An 18,944-nucleotide genomic window follows, 5' to 3' on the forward strand; every position below is an offset into this window, starting at 1 on the left:
CTGAGGCGACGGGAAAACGATGGGACGGGTCAAGGAAGACTATCGCAGCCTGACCGGGGCACAGAAAGCGGCGGTGCTGCTGCTGGCCCTGGGCGAGGACCATTCCGCGCGCATCTTCGGCATGATGGATGACGAGGAAATCCGCGAGCTGTCGCAGATCATGGCCGGCCTGGGGACCATCTCCTCGAGCCTGGTCGAGCGCCTGTTCGTCGAGTTCGCCGACGCCATTTCCAACACCGGCTCGCTGGTCGGCTCCTACGACACCACCGAACGCCTGCTGATGAAGACCCTGCCCACCGACCGGGTCAACCAGATCATGGAGGAAATCCGCGGTCCGGCCGGGCGCACCATGTGGGACAAGCTGGGCAACGTGAACGAGCAGGTGCTGGCCAACTACCTGAAGAACGAATACCCGCAGACCGTCGCCGTGGTGCTGTCCAAGGTGAAGCCCGATCACGCCGCCCGCGTGCTGGCCCTGCTGCCGGAGGGCTTCGCCATGGAGGTGATCATGCGCATGCTTCACATGGAGGCCGTCCAGAAGGAGGTGCTGGACGGCGTCGAACGCACCCTGAGGACCGAGTTCATGTCCAACCTGGCCCGCACCGCGCGCCGCGACGCCCACGAGATGATGGCCGAGATCTTCAACAACCTCGACCGCAACACCGAGGCCCGCTTCATCTCGGCGCTGGAAGAGCGCAACCGCGAATCGGCCGAGAAGATCAAGCAGCTCATGTTCACCTTCGAGGATCTGGCGCGCATCGACAGCCAGGGCATCCAGACCCTGCTGCGCTCGGTCGAGAAGGACCGTCTGGCGATGGGCCTCAAGGGAGCCTCGGAAACCACCAAGGAGCTGTTCTTCGGCAACATGTCCGAACGCGCCGGCAAGATGCTGCGCGAGGACATGGAGGCAATGGGCCCGGTCCGCCTGCGCGAGGTGGACGAGGCGCAGAACGAAATCGTCACCCTGGCCAAGGAGCTGGCCGCCAGTGGCCAGATCGTCATCTCCGAGGGCAAGGAAGACGACGAGCTGGTGTACTGATGACACGCCCGGTCATTGCCCCCTCGGCGACCGCCGCCACTCCGCCCGACCCCCACGGCTCGGCCCGCCCGGAGAAGGGCGCGCCGGTGCGCCGCTTCCTGTTCGATCGACGCTTCGACCGGCCGGCCGAGGCCACCCCGGCGGCCGACAACGAAGGCAGCGAGGAAACCCGCCCACTGTACGACCTGTACGACCTGGGCGACGAGGATCCCGCCCTGCCCGGCGTCGACCAGCCCCCGGAATCGGCCGACGAGCCGGAAGAGACACCGCCGCCCCCCACCTACAGCGCCGAGGAGCTGGAAGAGGCGCGCGCCGAGGCCCACGCCCGGGGCCGCGCCGAGGCCTTCGAGGAAATGGCCACCGCCATCGACCGGCAGGCCGCCGACGCCCTGGAAAGCGTCGCCCAGGTGCTGCCCGAGGCGGTGCGTCAGGTGCGCGCCCTGACCGACACGGCGGTCGAACAGGCGGCCGGGGTGGCCGCCGCCATCGCCCGCAAGGTGCTGCCGGCCAGTGCCGATCAGGTCATGCTGGACGAGTTGAAGGCCCTGCTGGCCAGCGTCCTGCCCGACCTGCTGGAAGAACCGAGGCTGGTCGTCCGGGTCCACGAAAGCCTCGCCGAGACGGTGCGCCAGCGCCTGCAGCCAATGGCCGAAACGGCCGGCTTCGAGGGCCGTCTGGTGGTCATCGGCGACACCCTGACCGCCCCCGGCGATGGCCGCGTGGAATGGGCCGGTGGCGGGGTGGAACGCCGCCTGGACCGGCTGTGGGCGCAGATCGACACCGCCCTGTCGGAACACCTGGGCACCCACCCCGACCTCACCGAAACGCCACCGGCCGGCCCGACGCTGGGTCAGGCCGCCCCGGCGGCCCAGCCCCAGACGGCCCCGACCGATGCCGGGCCAGCGGATGCCGAACCGACGAATGCCGAACCAGCGGATGCCGGGCCGGTCGACGACGAGCCGACCACCGCCCCCACCCCGGCGGCGGCCGCGCCCGCCGAGCCTCCGCCCGCCGGCCCCGATGCCGATGCCGATGCCGATGCCGATGCCGGCCCCGACACCGATGCCGGTGCCAAGCCCGAAACCGACTCCGACCCACCTTCCGCCCGATAGGGGACCCCGGCCATGGCCGACGACGAACTGCGACTGAATGAACTGAGCGGCTCCACGCCGCCGTCGTCCAACACCGGCGACACCACCCTGGAGGAGATGCCCGACGTCCCCGACCGGCCGCGCTCGGCGGCCGACCTGGAGGCGGTCTACGACATCCCGGTCCAGGTCTCCGCCGTGCTCGGCAAGTCGTCGATGGAGGTCAACCAGCTCCTCAAGCTGGGCCGGGGCGCGGTGGTCGAGCTGGACCGCAAGGTCGGCGAGGCGATCGACATCTACGTCAACAACCGGCTGGTCGCCCGGGGCGAGGTGGTGGTGGTCGAGGAGCGCCTGGGCGTGACCATGACCGAAATCATCAAGACCGACCGCAGCTAAGGGGCACGGGACCGGGCCATGGCCGACAACGGCGACTTCGACATCCCCCCCCTGCCCGAGGGCCTGACCGCCCGTCGGCCGGTCGGCGGCGCCTCGAACGCCGGCGCGGCGGCGCGCCCGATGAGCCGGGCGGAGCGGCCGATCAGCGATCCGGTCACCCTGTTCGGCATCCTCGGCGCCCTGGTCCTGATGATCACGGCGATTGCCCTGGGCGGCTCGCCGCTGGCTTTCCTCGACCTGCCGAGCATCCTGATCGTGCTGGGCGGCACCCTGGCCCTGACCCTGGCCAGCTTCGGCCTGCCCGAGCTGCTGGCCACCGGGCCGGTGATCTGGCGCACCGCGCTCTATCGCCGCCCCGATCCGGACGAGGCGGCGCGTGGCATGCTGGAGCTGGCCGAACGGGCCCGCCAGCAGGGGATCCTGAAGCTCCAGGGGCCGACCCTGGAGGCCCTGAAGTCGACCCCCTTCCTGCACAAGGGGATCGGGCTGGTCATCGACGGGGTCGAGGAAAGCGAGATCGAGGACATGCTGCACGCCGAGCTGGCGGCCACCGTGGCCGACCGCCGGCAGGCCGCCCAGGTGCTGCGCAAGGGGGCCGAGGTGGCCCCGGCCATGGGCCTGATCGGCACCCTGATCGGGCTGGTCCAGATGCTCGGCCGGCTGGAGGACCCGAGTACCATCGGCCCGGCCATGGCGCTGGCCCTGCTGACCACCTTCTACGGCGCCTGTCTGGCCAACCTGGTGCTCGCCCCGCTGGCCAGCAAGCTTGAGTTGAACGCCGCCGACGAGCAACTGACCATGAGCCTCCAGCTCATCGGCGTGCTCTCCATCAACCGCCAGGACAACCCGCGCCGCCTGGAGATGCAGGTCAACAGCCTGCTGCCCCCGGGCCGGCGCATCCAGTTCTTCGACTGACCTTTCTTCGGCTGACCTTTCACCACGGACCTTATCGGGAGCACCTCAAGGGCATGCGGCTACTCATCATCGGCAGCCTGGGCGGACAGATCGGGGCAGCCTCGCGGCTGGCCATGCAGCGTGGCGCCAAGGTGATCCAGGCGGACGACATCGACGGCGGCGTGGACATCCTGCGCCACGGCGGGGCCGATCTGGTGATGATCGACGTCACCCTCGATGTCGACCGGCTGATCGGCATGCTCGACGCCGAGCGCATCGCCACCCCGGTGGTCGCCGCCGGGGTGGGCAGCGACACCCAGGCCGCGGTGCGGGCGATCAAGGCCGGGGCGCGGGAATACGTGCCCCTGCCGCCCGACGCCGAACTGATCGCCGCCATCCTGGAAGCCGTCACCGCGGACGCCCAGGCGCTGATCCACGCCGACCCGGCGATGGCCAAGCTGCTCGCCATGGCCGAGAAGATCGCGCCCAGCGAGGCCTCGGTGCTGATCTGCGGTGAATCGGGCACCGGCAAGGAGATGATCGCCCGCCACATCCACCAGAAAAGCCGCCGCGCCGAGCGCGAGATGATCGCCGTCAACTGCGCCGCGATCCCCGAGAACCTGCTGGAAAGCGAGCTGTTCGGCCACGAGAAGGGCGCTTTCACCGGGGCCGTGGCGCGCCGCGTCGGCAAGTTCGAGGAAGCCTCCGGCTCGACCCTTCTGCTCGACGAGATCAGCGAGATGGACCCGCGCCTGCAGGCCAAGCTTTTGCGCGCCATCCAGGAAAGGGTGATCGACCGGGTCGGCGGCCGCCAGCCGGTGAAGGTGGACGTGCGCCTGATCGCCACCACCAACCGCGACCTGGCCGAGGAGGTGCGCAAGGGCACCTTCCGCGAGGACCTCTACTTCCGCCTGAACGTGGTCACCGTGGCCCTGCCGCCGCTGCGCCAGCGCCCGGCCGACATCGACGTGCTGATCCCCCATTTCGTGCGCAAGTACAGCCAGATGAACGACCTGCCCGAACGCCCGGTCAACGCCCAGGCGCGCGACCTTCTGCGCCGCCACCGCTGGCCCGGCAACGTGCGCGAGCTGGAGAACACCCTGCACCGCGCCGTGCTGCTGGCCCAGGGCCCGGAGATCGACCCCGACGCCATCGCCCTGCTCGACGGCCCCTCGGTCCCCGGCGCGACGTCCGACGGCGACCCCGCCGCCCTGGCCGGCACCGGCACCGCCGGGCTGGTCGGCCGCACGGTGGCCGATGTCGAACGCGACCTGATCCTGGAGACCCTGGGCCACACCCTGGGCAACCGCACCCACGCCGCCAACATCCTGGGCATTTCCATCCGCACCCTGCGCAACAAGCTGCGCCAGTACGGCGACGAGGGCCTGAGCGTGCCGCCGCCCCCGGGCGAGGCCCGCCCGGCCCCCGGACCGACGAGAGGCTAGGCGGCGATGGCCGACGATCCTTCCAGCGGCGGCGCCTCGCCCGACACCGACACGGCGGCCGGCGGCTTCGACTTCCAGGCCTTCGGCAAGCGGGCCCAGGACGCCCTGAAGCGCGGCGATCTGGGCTTCGCGGCGGCGATCATCGCCGTTCTCGCGGTGCTCATCCTGCCCATGCCGGCGTGGCTGCTGGACATCATGCTGGCCATGTCGCTGACCTTCTCGGTGCTGGTCCTGATGACGGTGATCTTCATCAGCCGGGCGGTGGAGTTCAACGCCTTCCCGGTGGTGCTGCTCATCGCCACCCTGCTTCGGCTGTCGCTGAACCTCGCCTCGACCCGCCTGATCCTGGCCGAGGGGCACCAGGGGACCGACGCCGCCGGTCAGGTCATCGAGGCCTTCGGCGGCTTCATCATGGGCGGCAACTTCGTCATCGGGGTGATCGTCTTCGCCATCCTGGTGCTGGTCAACTTCATGGTCATCACCAAGGGCGCGACCCGCATCGCCGAGGTCACCGCCCGCTTCACCCTGGACGCCCTGCCCGGCAAGCAGATGGCCATCGACGCCGACCTCTCGACCGGCCTGATCGACGAACCGGAAGCCCGCCGCCGGCGCCTGGAGCTGCAGAACGAAAGCGACTTCTTCGGGGCCATGGACGGTGCCTCGAAGTTCGTGCGCGGCGACGCCGTGGCCGGCATCATCATCACCGCCATCAACATCGTCGGCGGCATGATCATCGGCATGGTGCAGAACGACCTGACCTTCGCCGAGGCCGCCAACACCTATACCCGCCTCACCGTCGGCGACGGTCTGGTCAGCCAGATCCCGGCCCTCATCGTCTCGGTCGGGGCCGGCCTGATGGTCTCGAAAAGCGGCCTGACCGAGGCCACCGACACCGCCCTGGTCGGCCAGTTCACCAACTACCCAAAGGCCCTGGGCATGAGCTCGGGGATGGCCCTGCTGCTCGCCCTGGTGCCCGGCACGCCGTTCCTGCCCTTCGTCCTGCTGGCCGGGGTGACCGGCACCGCCGCCTGGTACGCCGGGCGTCAGCAGGATCGGGTCAAGGCCGCCGCCGACGCCGAGGCGGTCGAACTGGAACGCCAACAGATCCCGATCACCGAGGAGCCGATCAGCGCCGCCCTGAAGATCGATCTGGTCCGCCTGGAGCTGGGCTACGGCCTGCTGCCCATGATCAACGACACCAACACCCGGCTGACCGACCAGATCAAGGCGCTGCGCCGCGCCCTGGCCCAGGACATGGGCTTCGTCATGCCCTCGGTGCGCATCCAGGACAACATGCAGCTTCCCGCCAACGCCTATGCCATCCACATCAAGGACGTCGAGGCCGGGCGCGGCGACCTGAGGCCGGCCATGCTGCTGGTCATGGACCCGCGCGGCGAGGACATCACCCTGCCCGGCGAGCGCACCCGGGAACCCACCTTCGGCCTGCCCGCCGTGTGGATCGACCCGGCGGCGCGCGAGGAGGCGCTGTTCCGGGGCTACACCGTGGTCGACCCGCCGACCGTCATCACCACCCACCTGACCGAGGTGGTGCGCGACAACATGCAGGAGCTTCTGTCCTACGCCGAAACCCAGAAGCTGCTCGACGAGTTGGACAAGGACCAGCAGAAGCTGATCGCCGACATGGTGCCGGCGCAGATCACCGTCAGCGGCATCCAGCGGGTGCTCCAGAACCTGCTCGCCGAGCGCATCTCCATCCGCGACCTGCCGACCATCCTGGAAGGCATCTCCGAGGCCTGCGGCATGACCCGCAACATCATGCTGATCACCGAGCACGTGCGCGGCCGGCTGTCGCGCCAGCTCTCCGACGCGGCGGCCGACGACGAGGACATCGTGCCCCTGGTCACCCTGACCCCGGAGTGGGAACAGGCCTTCGCCGAAAGCCTGATCGGCCAGGGCGAGGAACGCCAGTTGGCCATGGCGCCGTCGAAGCTGCAGGAATTCATCGTCGCCGTGCGCCAGACCTTCGAGCGCTTCGCCATGCAGGGCGAGACGCCGGTGCTGCTCACCTCGCCCTCCATCCGCCCCTACGTGCGCTCGATCGTCGAGCGCTTCCGGCCGATGACCGTGGTCATGTCGCAAAACGAGATCCACCCCAAGGCCCGCATCAAGACCCTGGGGCAGATCTGATGACCCGGCACCCCCCCACGCGGCCCGGCGGAGGCCTCGAACATGCGGCTTAAATGCTTCACCGCCGACAGCATGACCGCCGCCATGGCCCAGGTGCGGGCCGAGCTGGGCGACGACGCCATCATCGTCTCGACCCAGCGCATGGCCGAGGGCCAGGGGGTGCGCATCACCGCCGCCCTGGAGGAAAGCGCCATCGAGGCCGACCTCGAGCCGCCCCCCAGCGGCCAGGCCCCGTCGCTGGCCGCCCGCCTGGCCGAGGAGCTGGAGTACCACCGCCTGCCCGAGGACCTGGCGGCCCGCCTGATGAGCCGCGCCGTCAGCGGCCCCGGCGGCAGCGCCGCCGACCTGCTGGCCGGGGCCCTGGACGGCCTGTTCACCTTCGCCCCGCTGCCCGAGCGGGCCGCCCCGCGCGCCTTCATGGTGATCGGCCCGCCGGCCTCGGGCAAGACCATCACGGTGGCCAAGCTGGCCGCCCGGGGGCGCATCGCCAACCGCTCGGTGGCGGTGATCAGCGCCGACGTCATCCGCGCCGGGGCGCTCGGCCAGTTGTCGGCCTTCACCGACATCCTGGGCATCGAGCTGGGCCGCGCCCGGGGACCGCAAAGCCTGGCCGCCCGGCTGCGCGACAGCAAGGGCGGCGACGGCCAGCGGGCGGCCGATCTGGTGTTCATCGACAGCCCCGGCATCAACCCCTTCAACGATCAGGATCTCGACTATCTGGCCGCCCTGCTGGGGGCCGCCGAGGTGGAGCCGGTGCTCACCCTGGCGGCCGGCGGCGACCCGCTGGAAATGGCCGAGATGGCCGAGGTCTTCGCCGGCCTGGGCGCCACCCGGCTGCTCCCCACCCGGCTCGACCTGACGCGCCGCCTGGGCGGCGTGCTGGCCGCCGCCGACGCCGCCGGCCTGAGCTTCTGCAACGTCTCGGCCAGCCCCCACGTGGCCAGCGGCCTGAGCCCGCTGAGCGCCGACGTGCTGGCCCGCCTGCTGCTGCCGCCGGAGCTGGCCGAGGCGCGGGCGCCCGCCATCGCCGAGGCGCCGCCGTCCGCGACGCCCGCCCCCGGCCGCGCCGACCCCAACACCAAGGCGCTGGCCGAGTCCCTGGCCGAGAAGTTCGCCCGCACCTTTGCCGAGACCCCCGCCGAGACTCCCGCCGAGCCCCCCGCCGAGCCCCCCGCCGAACTGGCGGCAAGCCCGCCCGCCGCGCCGAACCGCACGCCAACCCGCCGGGCCCAGCCGACCAACGACCAGGACGACTGGATCGCCGCCCTGAACGACGACGCCCCGCGCCCGCTGTTCGGCCCGGCCGGGCGCACCGCCGAAGCCGCCGCCGCCAGCCCCACCACCGCCGATGTGGCCCCCGATCCGGCCCCCGATCCGGCCCCCGATCGGGCTGCCGAGCGGCGCGCCGCGGCGCGCAACCGGCGCATCGACAACGACCCGTGACGCCCCCGCCCACCACCCGTGACGACCACCGCCCGCCTTTCCCGCCCGCCACCACCCGCCCGCCCGTGACGCCCCCGCCACCCACCCTCAAGGAACCCTGTGGATGACCCAGCCTCCCGTCACCCCGCCGTCCCTGGCACCGCGCCCGGTCGCCCCGGCCAGCCCCGCCCGCTCCGGCCCGGGCGGGCTGCCCAACGTGCTGGCCGTGGCCTCGGGCAAGGGCGGCGTGGGCAAGACCTGGTTCGCCATCACCCTGAGCCACGCCCTGACCCGCCTCGGTCAGCGGGTGCTGCTGTTCGACGGCGACCTGGGGCTGGCCAACGTGGACATCCAGCTCGGCCTGATGCCCCGCCACGACCTGGGCAACGTGATCGCCGGCCGGCTGACCCTCAACCAGGCCGCGCTGCGCTACGAGGCCGGCGGCTTTGATGTCGTCGCCGGGCGCTCCGGCTCGGGCAGTCTGGCCAACGTGCCGCCGTCGCGCCTGCAGCTTTTGATGGGCGACCTGGAAACCATGGCCAATCCCTACGACAAGGTGCTGATCGACCTCGGCGCCGGGGTCGAGCGGCCGGTGCGGCTGCTCGCCGCCCAGGCCTCGACCATCCTGGTCGTCACCACCGACGAGCCGACCGCGCTGACCGACGCCTACGCCTTCATCAAGGTCACCGCCCACCAGCGCCCGGGGGTCGACATGCGGGTGGTCATCAACTCCGCCAACTCGACCCGCGAGGGCGAGCGCACCTACCAGACCCTGCTCAAGGCCTGCCAGGGCTTCCTCAAGATCAGCCCGCCGCTGGCCGGCATCATCCGCCGCGACGCCCGGGTCCGCGAGGCCATCCGCAACCAGACCTCGATCCTCATCCGCTCGCCCAACGCCGAGGCCGCCGCCGACGTCGAGGCGATCGCCAGCCGCCTGCTCCAGCCGGCGGCGCGGCAGGGCTGAGCGCCGCCCGCCGGCGACCCATCACAAGGGGGCGACCATGTCGACGCCGGTGCCACCCGTTCCGCCGCCTGCCACCCCAAGCGCCACGCCGGCGCCGCCGGTGGTCATCCTCAGCGCCGCGCCGCCGGCGCTCGCCGCGTTGCCCAGCCAGGGGCTGGTCGAGCTGCTGGTCAGTGGCGGCGGCAGCCCCGCCACCCTGGCCGGCCCGGGCGGCCCCCTCAGCCTGACCAGTCCGCTGCCGCTGCCCGAAGGCAGCACCGTCACCCTGCGCCTGGGACCGCAAACCGGCACTGGCACGCCCGAGATGGGCCAGCGCGGCGCCCGGCTGATCGCCGTGGATGGCCGCCCGCCCGGCGCCCCGCCGGGCACCCCACCCGCCGGCCCCCCGGGCACCCCTCCCGGCAACCTCGCCGGAGGCCCGCCGGGCACACCTCCGGGCGGCGCCTCGGCGGCTGCCGGGGCGCGGGCCGGCGCGGTCAGCCTGACCACCGGTCCGGGCCCCCTGCTGACCGCCACCGTGCTCCAGGCCCCCGGCCTTTCCCCGCCCACCGGCACCGCTTCCGGGCCGTTGACCCAACCGCTCCCCGGGGGCACCAGCCTCGGGGTGCGGATCGCCGCGATCAGTCCGCCCACGCCGGGCGGCGCGGCCACCGCGGGAAGCGCCCCCATCCCAGGCGCCGGCACGCCCAGCCCGACGCCGGGCACACCCCCGATCCCCCCCGGCGCCCCCCCCGCGACATCCCAGCCGCCGAGCCAACCAGCGCCGCGCCCCGCCACCCCGCTGCAGGCCGGCGCCCCCACAGGCGTCCCCACCCCACCCCCGGCTTCCCCCGCCGCCCCGCAAAGCTTCAGCCCGCCGCTGATCCTGAGCGGTCAGGTGGCGCCCAACACCAGCGCCGGCCAACCGCTGATCCAGACCCCGGCCGGCCTGCTCGCCGTCCAGGTTCCTCCCGGCACCGACCTGCCGCCGGGCAGCCGGGTCGGCCTGGAGGTCGCGAGCCTCACCCCGCCCCGCCCGGCCGCGCCCACCGTCCCCCCGACCCCCATCCTCTCCCAACCCGGGCCGGGCTGGCCGGCGCTCGATCAGGCCCTGGAGCTGCTCGCCCGCAACGATCCGCCGGCGGCCCGCCAACTGGCCGAAAGCCTGCCCCGCGACGGTCCCCGCCTGCTTGCCGCCTCGGTCGGCTTCATGGGCGCCCTGCGCGCCGCCGACGGCCGCCCCTGGCCGGGCGGCGATGCCGGCCGCGCCCTGGCCAACGCCGGCCCAAAGGGCGGTGAGCTGGCCCGCCGGCTGACCTCCGACCTGAAGGAAATGGCCGGCCGGCGCGGCGAGGCCCTGGGCAGCGAATGGCGCACCCTGACCCTGCCCTTCGCCGATGGCGCCGAGATCAGCCGCATCCGCATGGTGGTCCGCCGCTCGCCCGACCCGGAGGACGAGGACTCCCCGCCCGGACGCCGCAAGGGCGGCACCCGCTTCGTCATCGACCTTGAACTGAGCAACCTGGGGGCGCTGCAACTGGACGGCCTCTATACCCCGGTCGACAAACGCCTCGATCTGATCCTGCGCAGCCGCCACCGCCTGCCCGACGACATGCGTGCCGAGCTGCTGTACCGCTTCACCGAAAGCAGCGAAGCCATCGGCCTCAACGCCAGCCTGACCCTGCAGATCACCCAACACTTCGTCACCCCGGAGGCGTTGACCTCCCAAGACTCCCACGGCGCCGGCACCGTGGTCTGAGGGCAAAGGGGCGCTGCCCCTTGAACCCCGCCGGGGGACCCAGGGGGGCCCCCCGGACCCCCTCCGGTCGTTGGCGTGGAACGCAACCGCCGAGACAGAGCAGGCAATGGCGGGGGTCTGGGGGACCCCCAGGGTCCCCCAGCGGGGGCAAGGGGGCAGCGCCCCCTTTTCACCGCACGGTGGACGCGCCCCCCCTGGCCGGTGTTTGATCGGGCCGACGCGGATACTGGGGAGATCGGTTCGGTGCGGGTTCATGTGGTGGTGCCGTTGCTGTTGCGTCCCGACGCCGGCGGGCATGTGAAGTGTTGGCAGCGGCTGGCCGAGGCGGCGACGCGGCAATCCGAGGTCGACCTGACGGTGCACTTCATGGGCCACGGCGGCGGCGTCGAGGCGTTGGCGCCCAACGTGCGCTATCGGCTGCATCGGCCGGTGTTCAGCACGGCGTGGCTGCCTTTCCTCTCGCACACCCCGGACGCCACCGACCTGGGGCCATGGCACCCGGGGCTGGCCAGGGCGCTGGCCGGGGCCGAGGTGATCCACACCACCGATGCCTTTTTCTGCTTCGCCAAGACGGCGCTCGGGGTGGCGCGGCGGCGCGGCATTCCGCTGGTCAACTCGCTGCACACCGACACCCCCGGCTACACCCGGCTGTACACGGCCCTCACCGTGAAGCGGCTGCTGGGCGACGGCTGGCTGGCCCGCCGCTTGCTGGCCCCACCGTTTTCGATGGCGGCCCGCGCCGAGGCCGGGCAGCGGCGACGGCTGGCGGCCCATCAGGCGGTGAGCCGCCACGCCCTGGTTTCGCGGCCGGAGGAGCGGGCGGCGGCGCTCGCGGTGCTGCCCGAGGCCCGGGTCGGCACCCTGCGCCGGGGGGTGGATCGGGGGCGCTTCAACCCGGGCCGCCGGGATCGCGCCCGGCTGGCCGCCGAGATGGGTATTCCCGAGGACCGGCCGCTGGTGCTGTTCGTCGGCCGGGTCAACGACGGCAAGGGGGTGATGGTGCTGGCCCGCGCCCTGGCCGAGCTGAAGGCGAAGGGGCAACGCTTCCACCTGCTGTGCGCCGGCGAGGGCGACCGGCGGGACGACATCACCGCCCTGCTCGGCGAGGCCGCCAGTTGCCCCGGGCCGCTGCCCCAGGACACGGTGGCCCGCCTCTACGCCGACGCCGACCTGTTCGTGCTGCCCAGCGCCCACGAGGTGCTGGGCAACGTGGTCATGGAGGCGCTGGCCGCCGGCACCCCGGCGGTGGTCAACCGCGACAGCGGCATGGATGCCTGGGTCCGCCCGGGGCAGACCGGGGCGGTGGCCGAGGGGGCCGACCCCGGCCACTGGGCCGGGGTGCTGGCCCCCCTGCTGGCCGACCCGGCGCGGCTTCAGGCGATGGGCCGGGCGGCCCACGCCGACGCCGAGGCGCGGCTGCCGACCTGGGACGGGGTGCTGGCTGAGGACCTGGTGCCGCGCTGGCGGGCGGCGTTGAGGGAGGGAGCGCGGTGAGCCATTCCGAGCTGCCGCAAGGGCTGGCCGAGGCGCGGCGGCTGCTGATCGTCGCCCCTCACCCGGACGACGAGGTGGTCGGCTGCGCCCTGCTGCTGGCCCGGGCGCGGGCCCGGGGCTGTGCCCTGTCGGTGCTCTTCCTGACCCACGGCGAGCCGGCCCCGGCGGCCCTGTGGCCGTGGCAGCGGGCGGCCCAGCCGGAGCGGGTCGCGGCCCGTCTGGGCGAGGCCGAAAAAGCCCTGGCCCGGCTCGGCGCCACCCTGGCCGGCCCGTGGCCCGCGTGGCCGACCCGCCAGTTGCGCCACCACCTGCCCGAGGCCCGGGCCCGCCTGCGGGCGGCCATTGCCACCAGCGACCCCGACGCCGTGCTGGTGCCCGCCTTCGAGGGGGCCCACCAGGACCACGACGCCACCCACGCCCTGGCCGCCACCCTGACAACCGACACCCCAGCCCTGTGGGAGTACGCCGCCTACAGCCGGGGCTCGGGGCGGCCCCAAAGCACCACCTTCTTCGCCCCCCGGGGCGACGAAACCCGGCTTCTGCCGAGCCCCGAGGAGGCAGCGGAAAAGCGGGCCCTGCTCGGCCTCTATGCCTCGCAGCGGGGCAATCTGGCGCACATCGACACGGCCGGCGAGCACCTGCGCCGGTTCCGGCCGGCCGCCGACTACGGCCGCCCGCCCCACCCGCCGCCGCTGTTCTGGAGCCGCTTCCACTGGGTGCCGTTCAGCCACCCGCGCATCGACCAGACGCCGCTGGCCGAGGTCTACCCCGTCCTCGGCGCCTTCGTGGACGATCCGCGCTCCCGGCCCTGATTCTGCAAATAGTTCGCATTTACAAATCGAGCCGCCTCGGCTATGGTTCCCTCACCATTCGGCAGACACCGGAACGTTCAAGGAGGGAAACCGCCATGCCCTGCCACCTCAGCATCGTCGCAGCGGACCCGACGCCGGCACCGCCGACGCGCCAGGCACTGTTGTGGGCGTTGGAGGAAGGGATGGCCGGCGACCCGGCCGACCCCGACGAGGGGCTGGCCATCCTCTGCCAGCGCAGCTTCGGCCTGGCCGACTGCGAGGCCGTGCTGGCCGGCGCCGCGAGCCTTGGCGCCGCCTGGCGGCGCACCGCCCGCCGCCCGCTGCCGGCCTGCCTGATCCTGGCCGACCCGGCCCAGGCCAGGCGCCTGCGGCGGCGCCGGGCCGAGGACCTGCTGACCCTGGTTTCCCTGTTCCTGGCCGGTGCCGACAGCCACGCCAGCGGCCTCGCCCAGTGGCTGTGCCGGGGCACCGCCGGCCGTCTGGCCCTGATCGCCAAGGCCCGCCGGCTGGCCGACAGTCTGGTCCGCTGCGGCCTCGCCGCCGGCGACCTGTCGCCCGTGGCGAGCCGGCCCACCCCGCGCCAGCGCGGCGGGGCGACGCCGCTGCCCTGCCTCGCCGCCGCCGCGCCCTGACCACGACGCGCCCCCACCCCGAGCTGGCTGGACGAGGCGACCCGGAAAAGCCCGGGTCGCCCGACCTCAGTCTTCCGGGGTCGCCTCGACCGGCAGGGTCATCTGGCCCAGGGTCAGACCGTCCGGGCCGTCGATGCCCAGGCGCACGGTCTGCCCGGGCCTCAGGTACTCGCCGCGCCCCATGCCGACCCCGGCCGGGGTGCCGGTGGCCAACACGTCGCCCGGCTTCAGGGTCATGAACCGGGAGACATAGGCGATCAGCTCGGCCACCCCGAAGATCATGTCGCCGGTCTGTCCGTTCTGGCGCATCTCGCCATCCACCGACAGCCACAACCCCAGGCTCTGCGGGTCGGGCACTTCGTCGGCGGTGGTCAGCCAGGGGCCGAGCGGGCAATAGGTGTCGCACGACTTGCCCTTGATCCACTGGCCGCCCCGGTCGATCTGGAAGCTGCGCTCGGAGACATCGTTGAGCACCGCGTAGGCGGCCACGTGGTCCAGCGCCTGGGCCTCGGAGACCCGGCGCGCCGGGCGCCCGATGATCACCGCCAGCTCCACCTCCCAGTCGGTGCGGGTCGAGCCCGGGGCCAGACGGATGGCGTCGCACGGGCCGGACAACGCCGAAGTATGCTTGGAAAACAGGATCGGCTCGGCCGGCGGGGGCAGTCCGGTCTCGGCGGCGTGGTCGCGGTAGTTGAGGCCGATGCACAGGATGTTGCCGATGCCGACCAGCGGCACGCCGAGGCGCGGCGCGCCCATCACCGGCGGCAGGCTGTCCGGGTCGAGCCCCGCCAGCCGCTTCAGGCAGGCCGGATCGAGCGCCCCCGGAGTCAACTCGGGCAGGCGGGCGGAGAGGTCGCGGATCGACCCGTCGGGGGTCATCAGGCCGGGCTTTTCGGCCCCCGGCGAACCGTGGCGAAGCAGGCGCATGGCAGGGGGTGCTCTCTGGTCGTGACAGCGTCCCGAGGGAGGCTTGGCCCCGAGTCTAACCCCGCCGAGTCGCCGACGGAACCGGCAATGCGGCGCCCCGTGAGGCCGGTCACAGACGCCAGCCAGACCCCGCCGCCGACCGGCCGGACCAGGCGATTGCCCTTGACCCGGAAAGCCGGCGTGGGATGCTCGGTGGGTGGAGGCGTCGGAAGGCGCGAGGGAAAGCGAACCGAATGGGCGGAACGGACGGCAGCGATATCGGCACCACGCCGCTCTGGCGGCGCCGGCTGGGGTTGCGCGTGCCGCTGGCCGTCAACCTGTTCACCATCATGGCCGCCCTGACCCTGGGCGTGGTGCTGGTGATGACCGGCTTCACCGCCGTCAAGGGCCGTCAGGTGGCCGAGGCCACCGGGCGCACCCTGTCGCGCGAGGTGACGGCCAGCGTGGCCCACCAGGTGGAGGCGCTGTTCGCCCCGGCGGCGGTGCTCGCCCGGCTGTCGGCCAGCCTGCCCGATCTGGCCCGCCCGCCGGACCTGCTGATCCATCCGGCGGGCTGGTACATCATGCAGGCGCTGGACGCCTATCCGGCCCTCTACTCGGCCTACATGGGCTACGCCGACGGTGCCTTCTACCAGATCATCGCCATCCCCCACGAGTCGGCCGACACCCTGCGCGCCAAGCTGCGCAACCGCATGGTGGCGCGGGCCCACGGGGCACCGCCCGGGACGCGCTTCATCCATCGGGTGATCCTGACCCCGGACCCGGGACGGCGGCTGGAGGTGTGGACCTACCTCGACCCGGCGCGCCAACTGCTCGGCTCCAAGGTGGTCGAGAACCCCAGCTACGACCCGCGCCGACGCCCCTGGTACCGCCAGGGCCGCGACAGCCAACAGGTGGCGCTGACCGACATCTACACCTTCGACAGCCTGGGCTCGGCCGGCCTGACCCTGGCCCGCGGCTTCGATGGCAACCTGCCCGGGGTGTTCGGGCTCGACCTGACCCTGACCGCCATCGCCGCCTTCCTGGAACAGCAGGCGTTGACCCCCAACGGTCGCCTGCTGGTGGTCACCACCGACGAGCAGGTGATCGCCTATCGCGGCCCCGAGGGCCTGCGCACCGGCGCCGAAATGGTGCGCGGCCGGCCGCTCGCCCTGGGCGACCTGGGCGATGCCGGAATCGTGCACGCCCTGCTCGCCAAACGTGCGGCGGCCGACGTGGCGCTGATCGACGAGGCCGCCGGGAACGACGGTCCGCTGCTGGTCCGCCGAGTGCCGGTCAACCTGCCCGGCGGGCAGCCCCTGGTGGTCGCCATGGCCGCCCCGCTGGCTGACTTCACCGGCCCGGTCGACGACCTGCTCGCCGACAGCCTGCTGTTCGCCGCCGCCCTCGCCCTGCTCGGCCTGCCGCTGACCTATGTGGTGGCCCGGCGCATGTCCCACGCCCTCAACCAACTGGCCGCGGAGGCGGCACGCATCCGCGAGCTGGATATGAGCGGCGAGGTACGGGTGCGCTCGCCGGTCCGCGAAATCCACGATCTGGCCACCGCCCAGCAGACCATGAAGAAATCGCTGGCCACCTTTGGCCACTATGTGCCCAGGGAGCTGGTGCGCCAGATCGTCGCCGCCGGGGGCGAGGCCCGGCCGGGCGGCGAACGGCGCGAGCTGAGTCTGATGTTCACCGACATCACCGGCTTCACCCCGCTGGCCGAAAGCGTCGAGCCGGAGGACCTGATGGTCCGCGTCTCGCACTATTTCGAGGAGATCACCGCCGCCGTCACGGCCAACGGCGGGGTGATCGACAAGTTCATCGGCGACGCCGTGATGGCGCTGTGGAACGCCCCCACCCTGAACCCGGACCATCCCCGGCTGGCCGCCCTGGCGGCGCTCGAGGCCCACCGGCGGGTGGCGGCCTTCAACGCCGGACTGAAGGAAAACCGCCTGCCGCCGTTCCCGACCCGCTTCGGCCTGCACCTGGGCGAGGCGGTGGTCGGCAACCTGGGCTCCTCGGAACGGATGGACTATTCGGCCATCGGCGCGACGGTCAACATGGCGGCGCGGCTGGAAGGGCTGAACAAGGTCTACGGCACCGGGATCCTGCTCTCCGAGCACCTCCGCCAACGCCTGGACGGCGCCTTCGTCACCCGCGAGGTGGACCGGGTTCAGCCCAAGGGGTCGCGGGAAGCGGTGCGCATCTTCGAGTTGCTCGGGGTCCATCCCAGGGGTCGACTGGCTGGCGGCCCAGGTGGCGGCCCAGGTGGCGGCCCAGGTGGCCCCCCAGGTACCGTGAGCGGCCACACCGTGAACAGCGGCACGGTGGCCTTCGCCAGCCGCTGGGCGGCGGCTCAGGACCGCCTGCGCCGCCTGCAGGACTTCGCCGGCGCGGCGCGGCTCTTCGCCGAGTTGGCCGGGCAGCGCCCCGACGACCCCTTGGCCATCAAGTACCGCGACCTGACGGCCCGTCTGGCCGCCGACCCGACCGCCGCCGACCAATGGACCGGGGTGCGCCGGATGGAGGAGACATGAGCCTGCCCCGGCGAGCCTTCCTGAGCGGCGCCGTGGGCGTCGGGGCGGCCCTGCTGACCGGCGGCGCCGGCCCGCTCGGGCGCACCAACCAGCCCTTGAGCCTGTGGACCACCGACCTCGAGCCCCGGCGCCGCATCACCATGCGCCACCTGCTGGATGTCCAGCGGGCGCTGTCCGGCGGTCCCCGCGTCAACATCGAGGTGGTGCCCGAGGAGGACCTGGTCGACCTTTTGCGGCTGGTCCGCGCCGGGCGCAGCCTGCTGCCCCGCCCCGATTTGATCAACACCGGCGCCGACGCCCTGCTGGCGCTCGACGCCGAGGGCTTCCTCGATGCCGCCGCCACCGCCCGGGTGGTGGTCGATGTCGGGGCGCTCGACTTCCAGCCCGGCGCCCTGGCCGCCCTGCGCCGCCCCGATGGCAGCCTGCTCGCCGTGCCCTTCCACGGCTGGCCGCAGGTGATCTGGACGCGCGCCGACTGGCTGGCCGACGAGCACGGCCTGGAGCCGCCGCGCACCATCGACGAGTTGCTGACCGCCGCCCGCCTGCTGAACGACCCGGCCCGCGACCGGCGGGGCGTCATCCTCGGCACCGGCGGCGACTACTACACCCAGCAGTGCTTCATGATGATCGCCCGCGCTTTCGGCGCCGCCGTCTTCACCGCCGACGGGCCGAGCCTCGACAGCCCGGGCATGGTCGAGGCGCTGAGGGTCTACCGCGAGTTGGCCAACCACGCCGGGCCGGGCACCCTGACCTGGCGGGCCCGCGACTACTACCTGCAGGGCCGGGCCGGGATGCTGTTCTACTCCACCTTCCTGATGGACGATCTGGCCATCCCCGAGGTGGCCGCCGACTCGCTGGGCGGCGATCATTTCGACGACCTCCCCGGGGCCCCCTTCGATTCCACCCTGGTCCGCCACAGCGCCCCGGTGGTCGCCCTGCGCCAGGGCGGCCGGGTCGGCGCCTTCAACTCGATCAACGGCCTGGGGCTGACCGCCCGCGGCGACCCGGCACGGCGCCGGGCGGCGCGCCAGGTGGCCCGCTTCCTGTTCCGCCGCGATGCCTACATCACCTGGCTGCACATGTCGCCGGGCGGCATGCTGCCGGTGCTCGGCGGGATCGGCGGCGACGATGCCTTCCTGCGCGACCGGCTCGGCGTGCTGCGCACCTTCGGCCGGGACACCACCCAGCGGCTGGCCGACGCCCTCAAGACCCCGGCCACCTTTTCCATCGTCAGCGGCCACGATCCGGGACGGGCCTACGCCGAGCCCCGGGCCGGGCTGATCTACGCCGAGCGGGTGGTCGGTCACATGGTGGCCCGGGTGGTCGGCGGCTTCCGCGACCCGGCCAGTGCCGCCGCCGAGGCCCAGCGGGAGGCGTTGCGCTTGCTGGGCCGCTGAGCCGGTGCGCGCCGTCTCAACCGAAC

General features: G+C 72.8%; 15 protein-coding genes. 14 read left to right on the forward strand and 1 reads right to left on the reverse strand.

Translation table 11 applies throughout. The features are described 5' to 3' along the window. Window positions 1-19 precede the first annotated feature (19 nt). The 12 genes from fliG (at window position 20) to BLR95_RS03695 (ending at window position 14,072) form a co-directional block, all read left to right on the forward strand. Window positions 20-1,039, forward strand: a complete 1,020-nt coding sequence (gene fliG, locus BLR95_RS03640; RefSeq protein ID WP_092615588.1) for a flagellar motor switch protein FliG — start codon at window positions 20-22, stop codon at window positions 1,037-1,039. Beyond that, window positions 1,039-2,151, forward strand: a complete 1,113-nt coding sequence (locus tag BLR95_RS03645) for a FliH/SctL family protein (protein WP_092615591.1) — start codon at window positions 1,039-1,041, stop codon at window positions 2,149-2,151. The genes fliG and BLR95_RS03645 overlap by 1 nt, the downstream gene beginning before the upstream one ends. 12 nt (window positions 2,152-2,163) lie before the next feature. Beyond that, a complete protein-coding gene (fliN, locus tag BLR95_RS03650; RefSeq protein WP_092615593.1) occupies window positions 2,164-2,523 on the forward strand; it encodes a flagellar motor switch protein FliN in 360 nt (119 codons plus the stop codon). 18 nt (window positions 2,524-2,541) lie between these two features. After that, window positions 2,542-3,438, forward strand: a complete 897-nt coding sequence (locus BLR95_RS03655; RefSeq protein ID WP_245689229.1) for a motility protein A — start codon at window positions 2,542-2,544, stop codon at window positions 3,436-3,438. Window positions 3,439-3,491: 53 nt separating this feature from the next. Continuing rightward, the gene (locus BLR95_RS03660; RefSeq protein WP_092615596.1) at window positions 3,492-4,862 is read left to right on the forward strand and encodes a sigma-54-dependent transcriptional regulator; all 1,371 of its coding nucleotides are present in this window, start codon (window positions 3,492-3,494) and stop codon (window positions 4,860-4,862) included. A 6-nt stretch (window positions 4,863-4,868) separates the two neighbouring features. Beyond that, window positions 4,869-7,010 carry a flagellar biosynthesis protein FlhA gene (gene flhA, locus BLR95_RS03665; RefSeq protein ID WP_092615599.1) on the forward strand — a complete coding sequence of 714 codons (2,142 nt, stop codon included), beginning with the start codon at window positions 4,869-4,871 and terminating at the stop codon, window positions 7,008-7,010. 42 nt (window positions 7,011-7,052) lie between these two features. After that, window positions 7,053-8,453, forward strand: coding sequence for a flagellar biosynthesis protein FlhF (locus tag BLR95_RS03670; protein ID WP_176787586.1), 1,401 nt, complete (start codon window positions 7,053-7,055; stop codon window positions 8,451-8,453). 103 nt (window positions 8,454-8,556) lie between these two features. Continuing rightward, window positions 8,557-9,396 carry a MinD/ParA family protein gene (locus BLR95_RS03675; protein ID WP_092615602.1) on the forward strand — a complete coding sequence of 280 codons (840 nt, stop codon included), beginning with the start codon at window positions 8,557-8,559 and terminating at the stop codon, window positions 9,394-9,396. Between the two features lie 37 nt (window positions 9,397-9,433). Beyond that, the gene (locus tag BLR95_RS16195) at window positions 9,434-11,134 is read left to right on the forward strand and encodes a hypothetical protein (RefSeq protein WP_143130923.1); all 1,701 of its coding nucleotides are present in this window, start codon (window positions 9,434-9,436) and stop codon (window positions 11,132-11,134) included. Window positions 11,135-11,377: 243 nt separating this feature from the next. Continuing rightward, complete coding sequence (locus tag BLR95_RS03685; RefSeq protein WP_092615608.1) at window positions 11,378-12,628, forward strand: glycosyltransferase; 1,251 nt, start codon at window positions 11,378-11,380, stop codon at window positions 12,626-12,628. Further along, a complete protein-coding gene (locus BLR95_RS03690) occupies window positions 12,625-13,440 on the forward strand; it encodes a PIG-L deacetylase family protein (protein WP_176787589.1) in 816 nt (271 codons plus the stop codon). Before BLR95_RS03685 ends, BLR95_RS03690 begins: the two co-directional genes overlap by 4 nt. Before the next feature lie 95 nt (window positions 13,441-13,535). After that, window positions 13,536-14,072, forward strand: coding sequence for a hypothetical protein (locus tag BLR95_RS03695; protein WP_143130924.1), 537 nt, complete (start codon window positions 13,536-13,538; stop codon window positions 14,070-14,072). 66 nt (window positions 14,073-14,138) lie between these two features. Here the strand turns inward: BLR95_RS03695 and BLR95_RS03700 are convergent, their stop codons facing one another. Further along, window positions 14,139-14,999 carry a fumarylacetoacetate hydrolase family protein gene (locus BLR95_RS03700; protein WP_092615617.1) on the reverse strand — a complete coding sequence of 287 codons (861 nt, stop codon included), beginning with the start codon at window positions 14,997-14,999 and terminating at the stop codon, window positions 14,139-14,141. A gap of 233 nt (window positions 15,000-15,232) precedes the next feature. On the opposite strand from BLR95_RS03700, the gene BLR95_RS03705 reads away from it, so the two are divergent. After that, entirely contained in the window at window positions 15,233-17,521 is a 2,289-nt protein-coding gene (locus BLR95_RS03705) for an adenylate/guanylate cyclase domain-containing protein (protein ID WP_092615619.1), read from the forward strand. After that, the gene (locus BLR95_RS03710) at window positions 17,518-18,918 is read left to right on the forward strand and encodes an ABC transporter substrate-binding protein (RefSeq protein ID WP_176787591.1); all 1,401 of its coding nucleotides are present in this window, start codon (window positions 17,518-17,520) and stop codon (window positions 18,916-18,918) included. The genes BLR95_RS03705 and BLR95_RS03710 overlap by 4 nt, the downstream gene beginning before the upstream one ends. Window positions 18,919-18,944 lie beyond the last annotated feature (26 nt).

Source organism: Roseospirillum parvum, assembly GCF_900100455.1.
Taxonomy (GTDB): Bacteria; Pseudomonadota; Alphaproteobacteria; order Rhodospirillales; family Rhodospirillaceae; genus Roseospirillum; species Roseospirillum parvum.

Coding starts and splice junctions, on each gene's coding strand:
- fliG (WP_092615588.1), top strand. CDS start 20: ATGGGACGGGTCAAGGAAGACTATCGCAGCCTGACCGGGGCACAGAAA.
- BLR95_RS03645 (WP_092615591.1), top strand. CDS start 1,039: ATGACACGCCCGGTCATTGCCCCCTCGGCGACCGCCGCCACTCCGCCC.
- fliN (WP_092615593.1), top strand. CDS start 2,164: ATGGCCGACGACGAACTGCGACTGAATGAACTGAGCGGCTCCACGCCG.
- BLR95_RS03655 (WP_245689229.1), top strand. CDS start 2,542: ATGGCCGACAACGGCGACTTCGACATCCCCCCCCTGCCCGAGGGCCTG.
- BLR95_RS03660 (WP_092615596.1), top strand. CDS start 3,492: ATGCGGCTACTCATCATCGGCAGCCTGGGCGGACAGATCGGGGCAGCC.
- flhA (WP_092615599.1), top strand. CDS start 4,869: ATGGCCGACGATCCTTCCAGCGGCGGCGCCTCGCCCGACACCGACACG.
- BLR95_RS03670 (WP_176787586.1), top strand. CDS start 7,053: ATGCGGCTTAAATGCTTCACCGCCGACAGCATGACCGCCGCCATGGCC.
- BLR95_RS03675 (WP_092615602.1), top strand. CDS start 8,557: ATGACCCAGCCTCCCGTCACCCCGCCGTCCCTGGCACCGCGCCCGGTC.
- BLR95_RS16195 (WP_143130923.1), top strand. CDS start 9,434: ATGTCGACGCCGGTGCCACCCGTTCCGCCGCCTGCCACCCCAAGCGCC.
- BLR95_RS03695 (WP_143130924.1), top strand. CDS start 13,536: ATGCCCTGCCACCTCAGCATCGTCGCAGCGGACCCGACGCCGGCACCG.
- BLR95_RS03700 (WP_092615617.1), bottom strand. CDS start 14,999: ATGCGCCTGCTTCGCCACGGTTCGCCGGGGGCCGAAAAGCCCGGCCTG.
- BLR95_RS03705 (WP_092615619.1), top strand. CDS start 15,233: ATGGGCGGAACGGACGGCAGCGATATCGGCACCACGCCGCTCTGGCGG.
- BLR95_RS03710 (WP_176787591.1), top strand. CDS start 17,518: ATGAGCCTGCCCCGGCGAGCCTTCCTGAGCGGCGCCGTGGGCGTCGGG.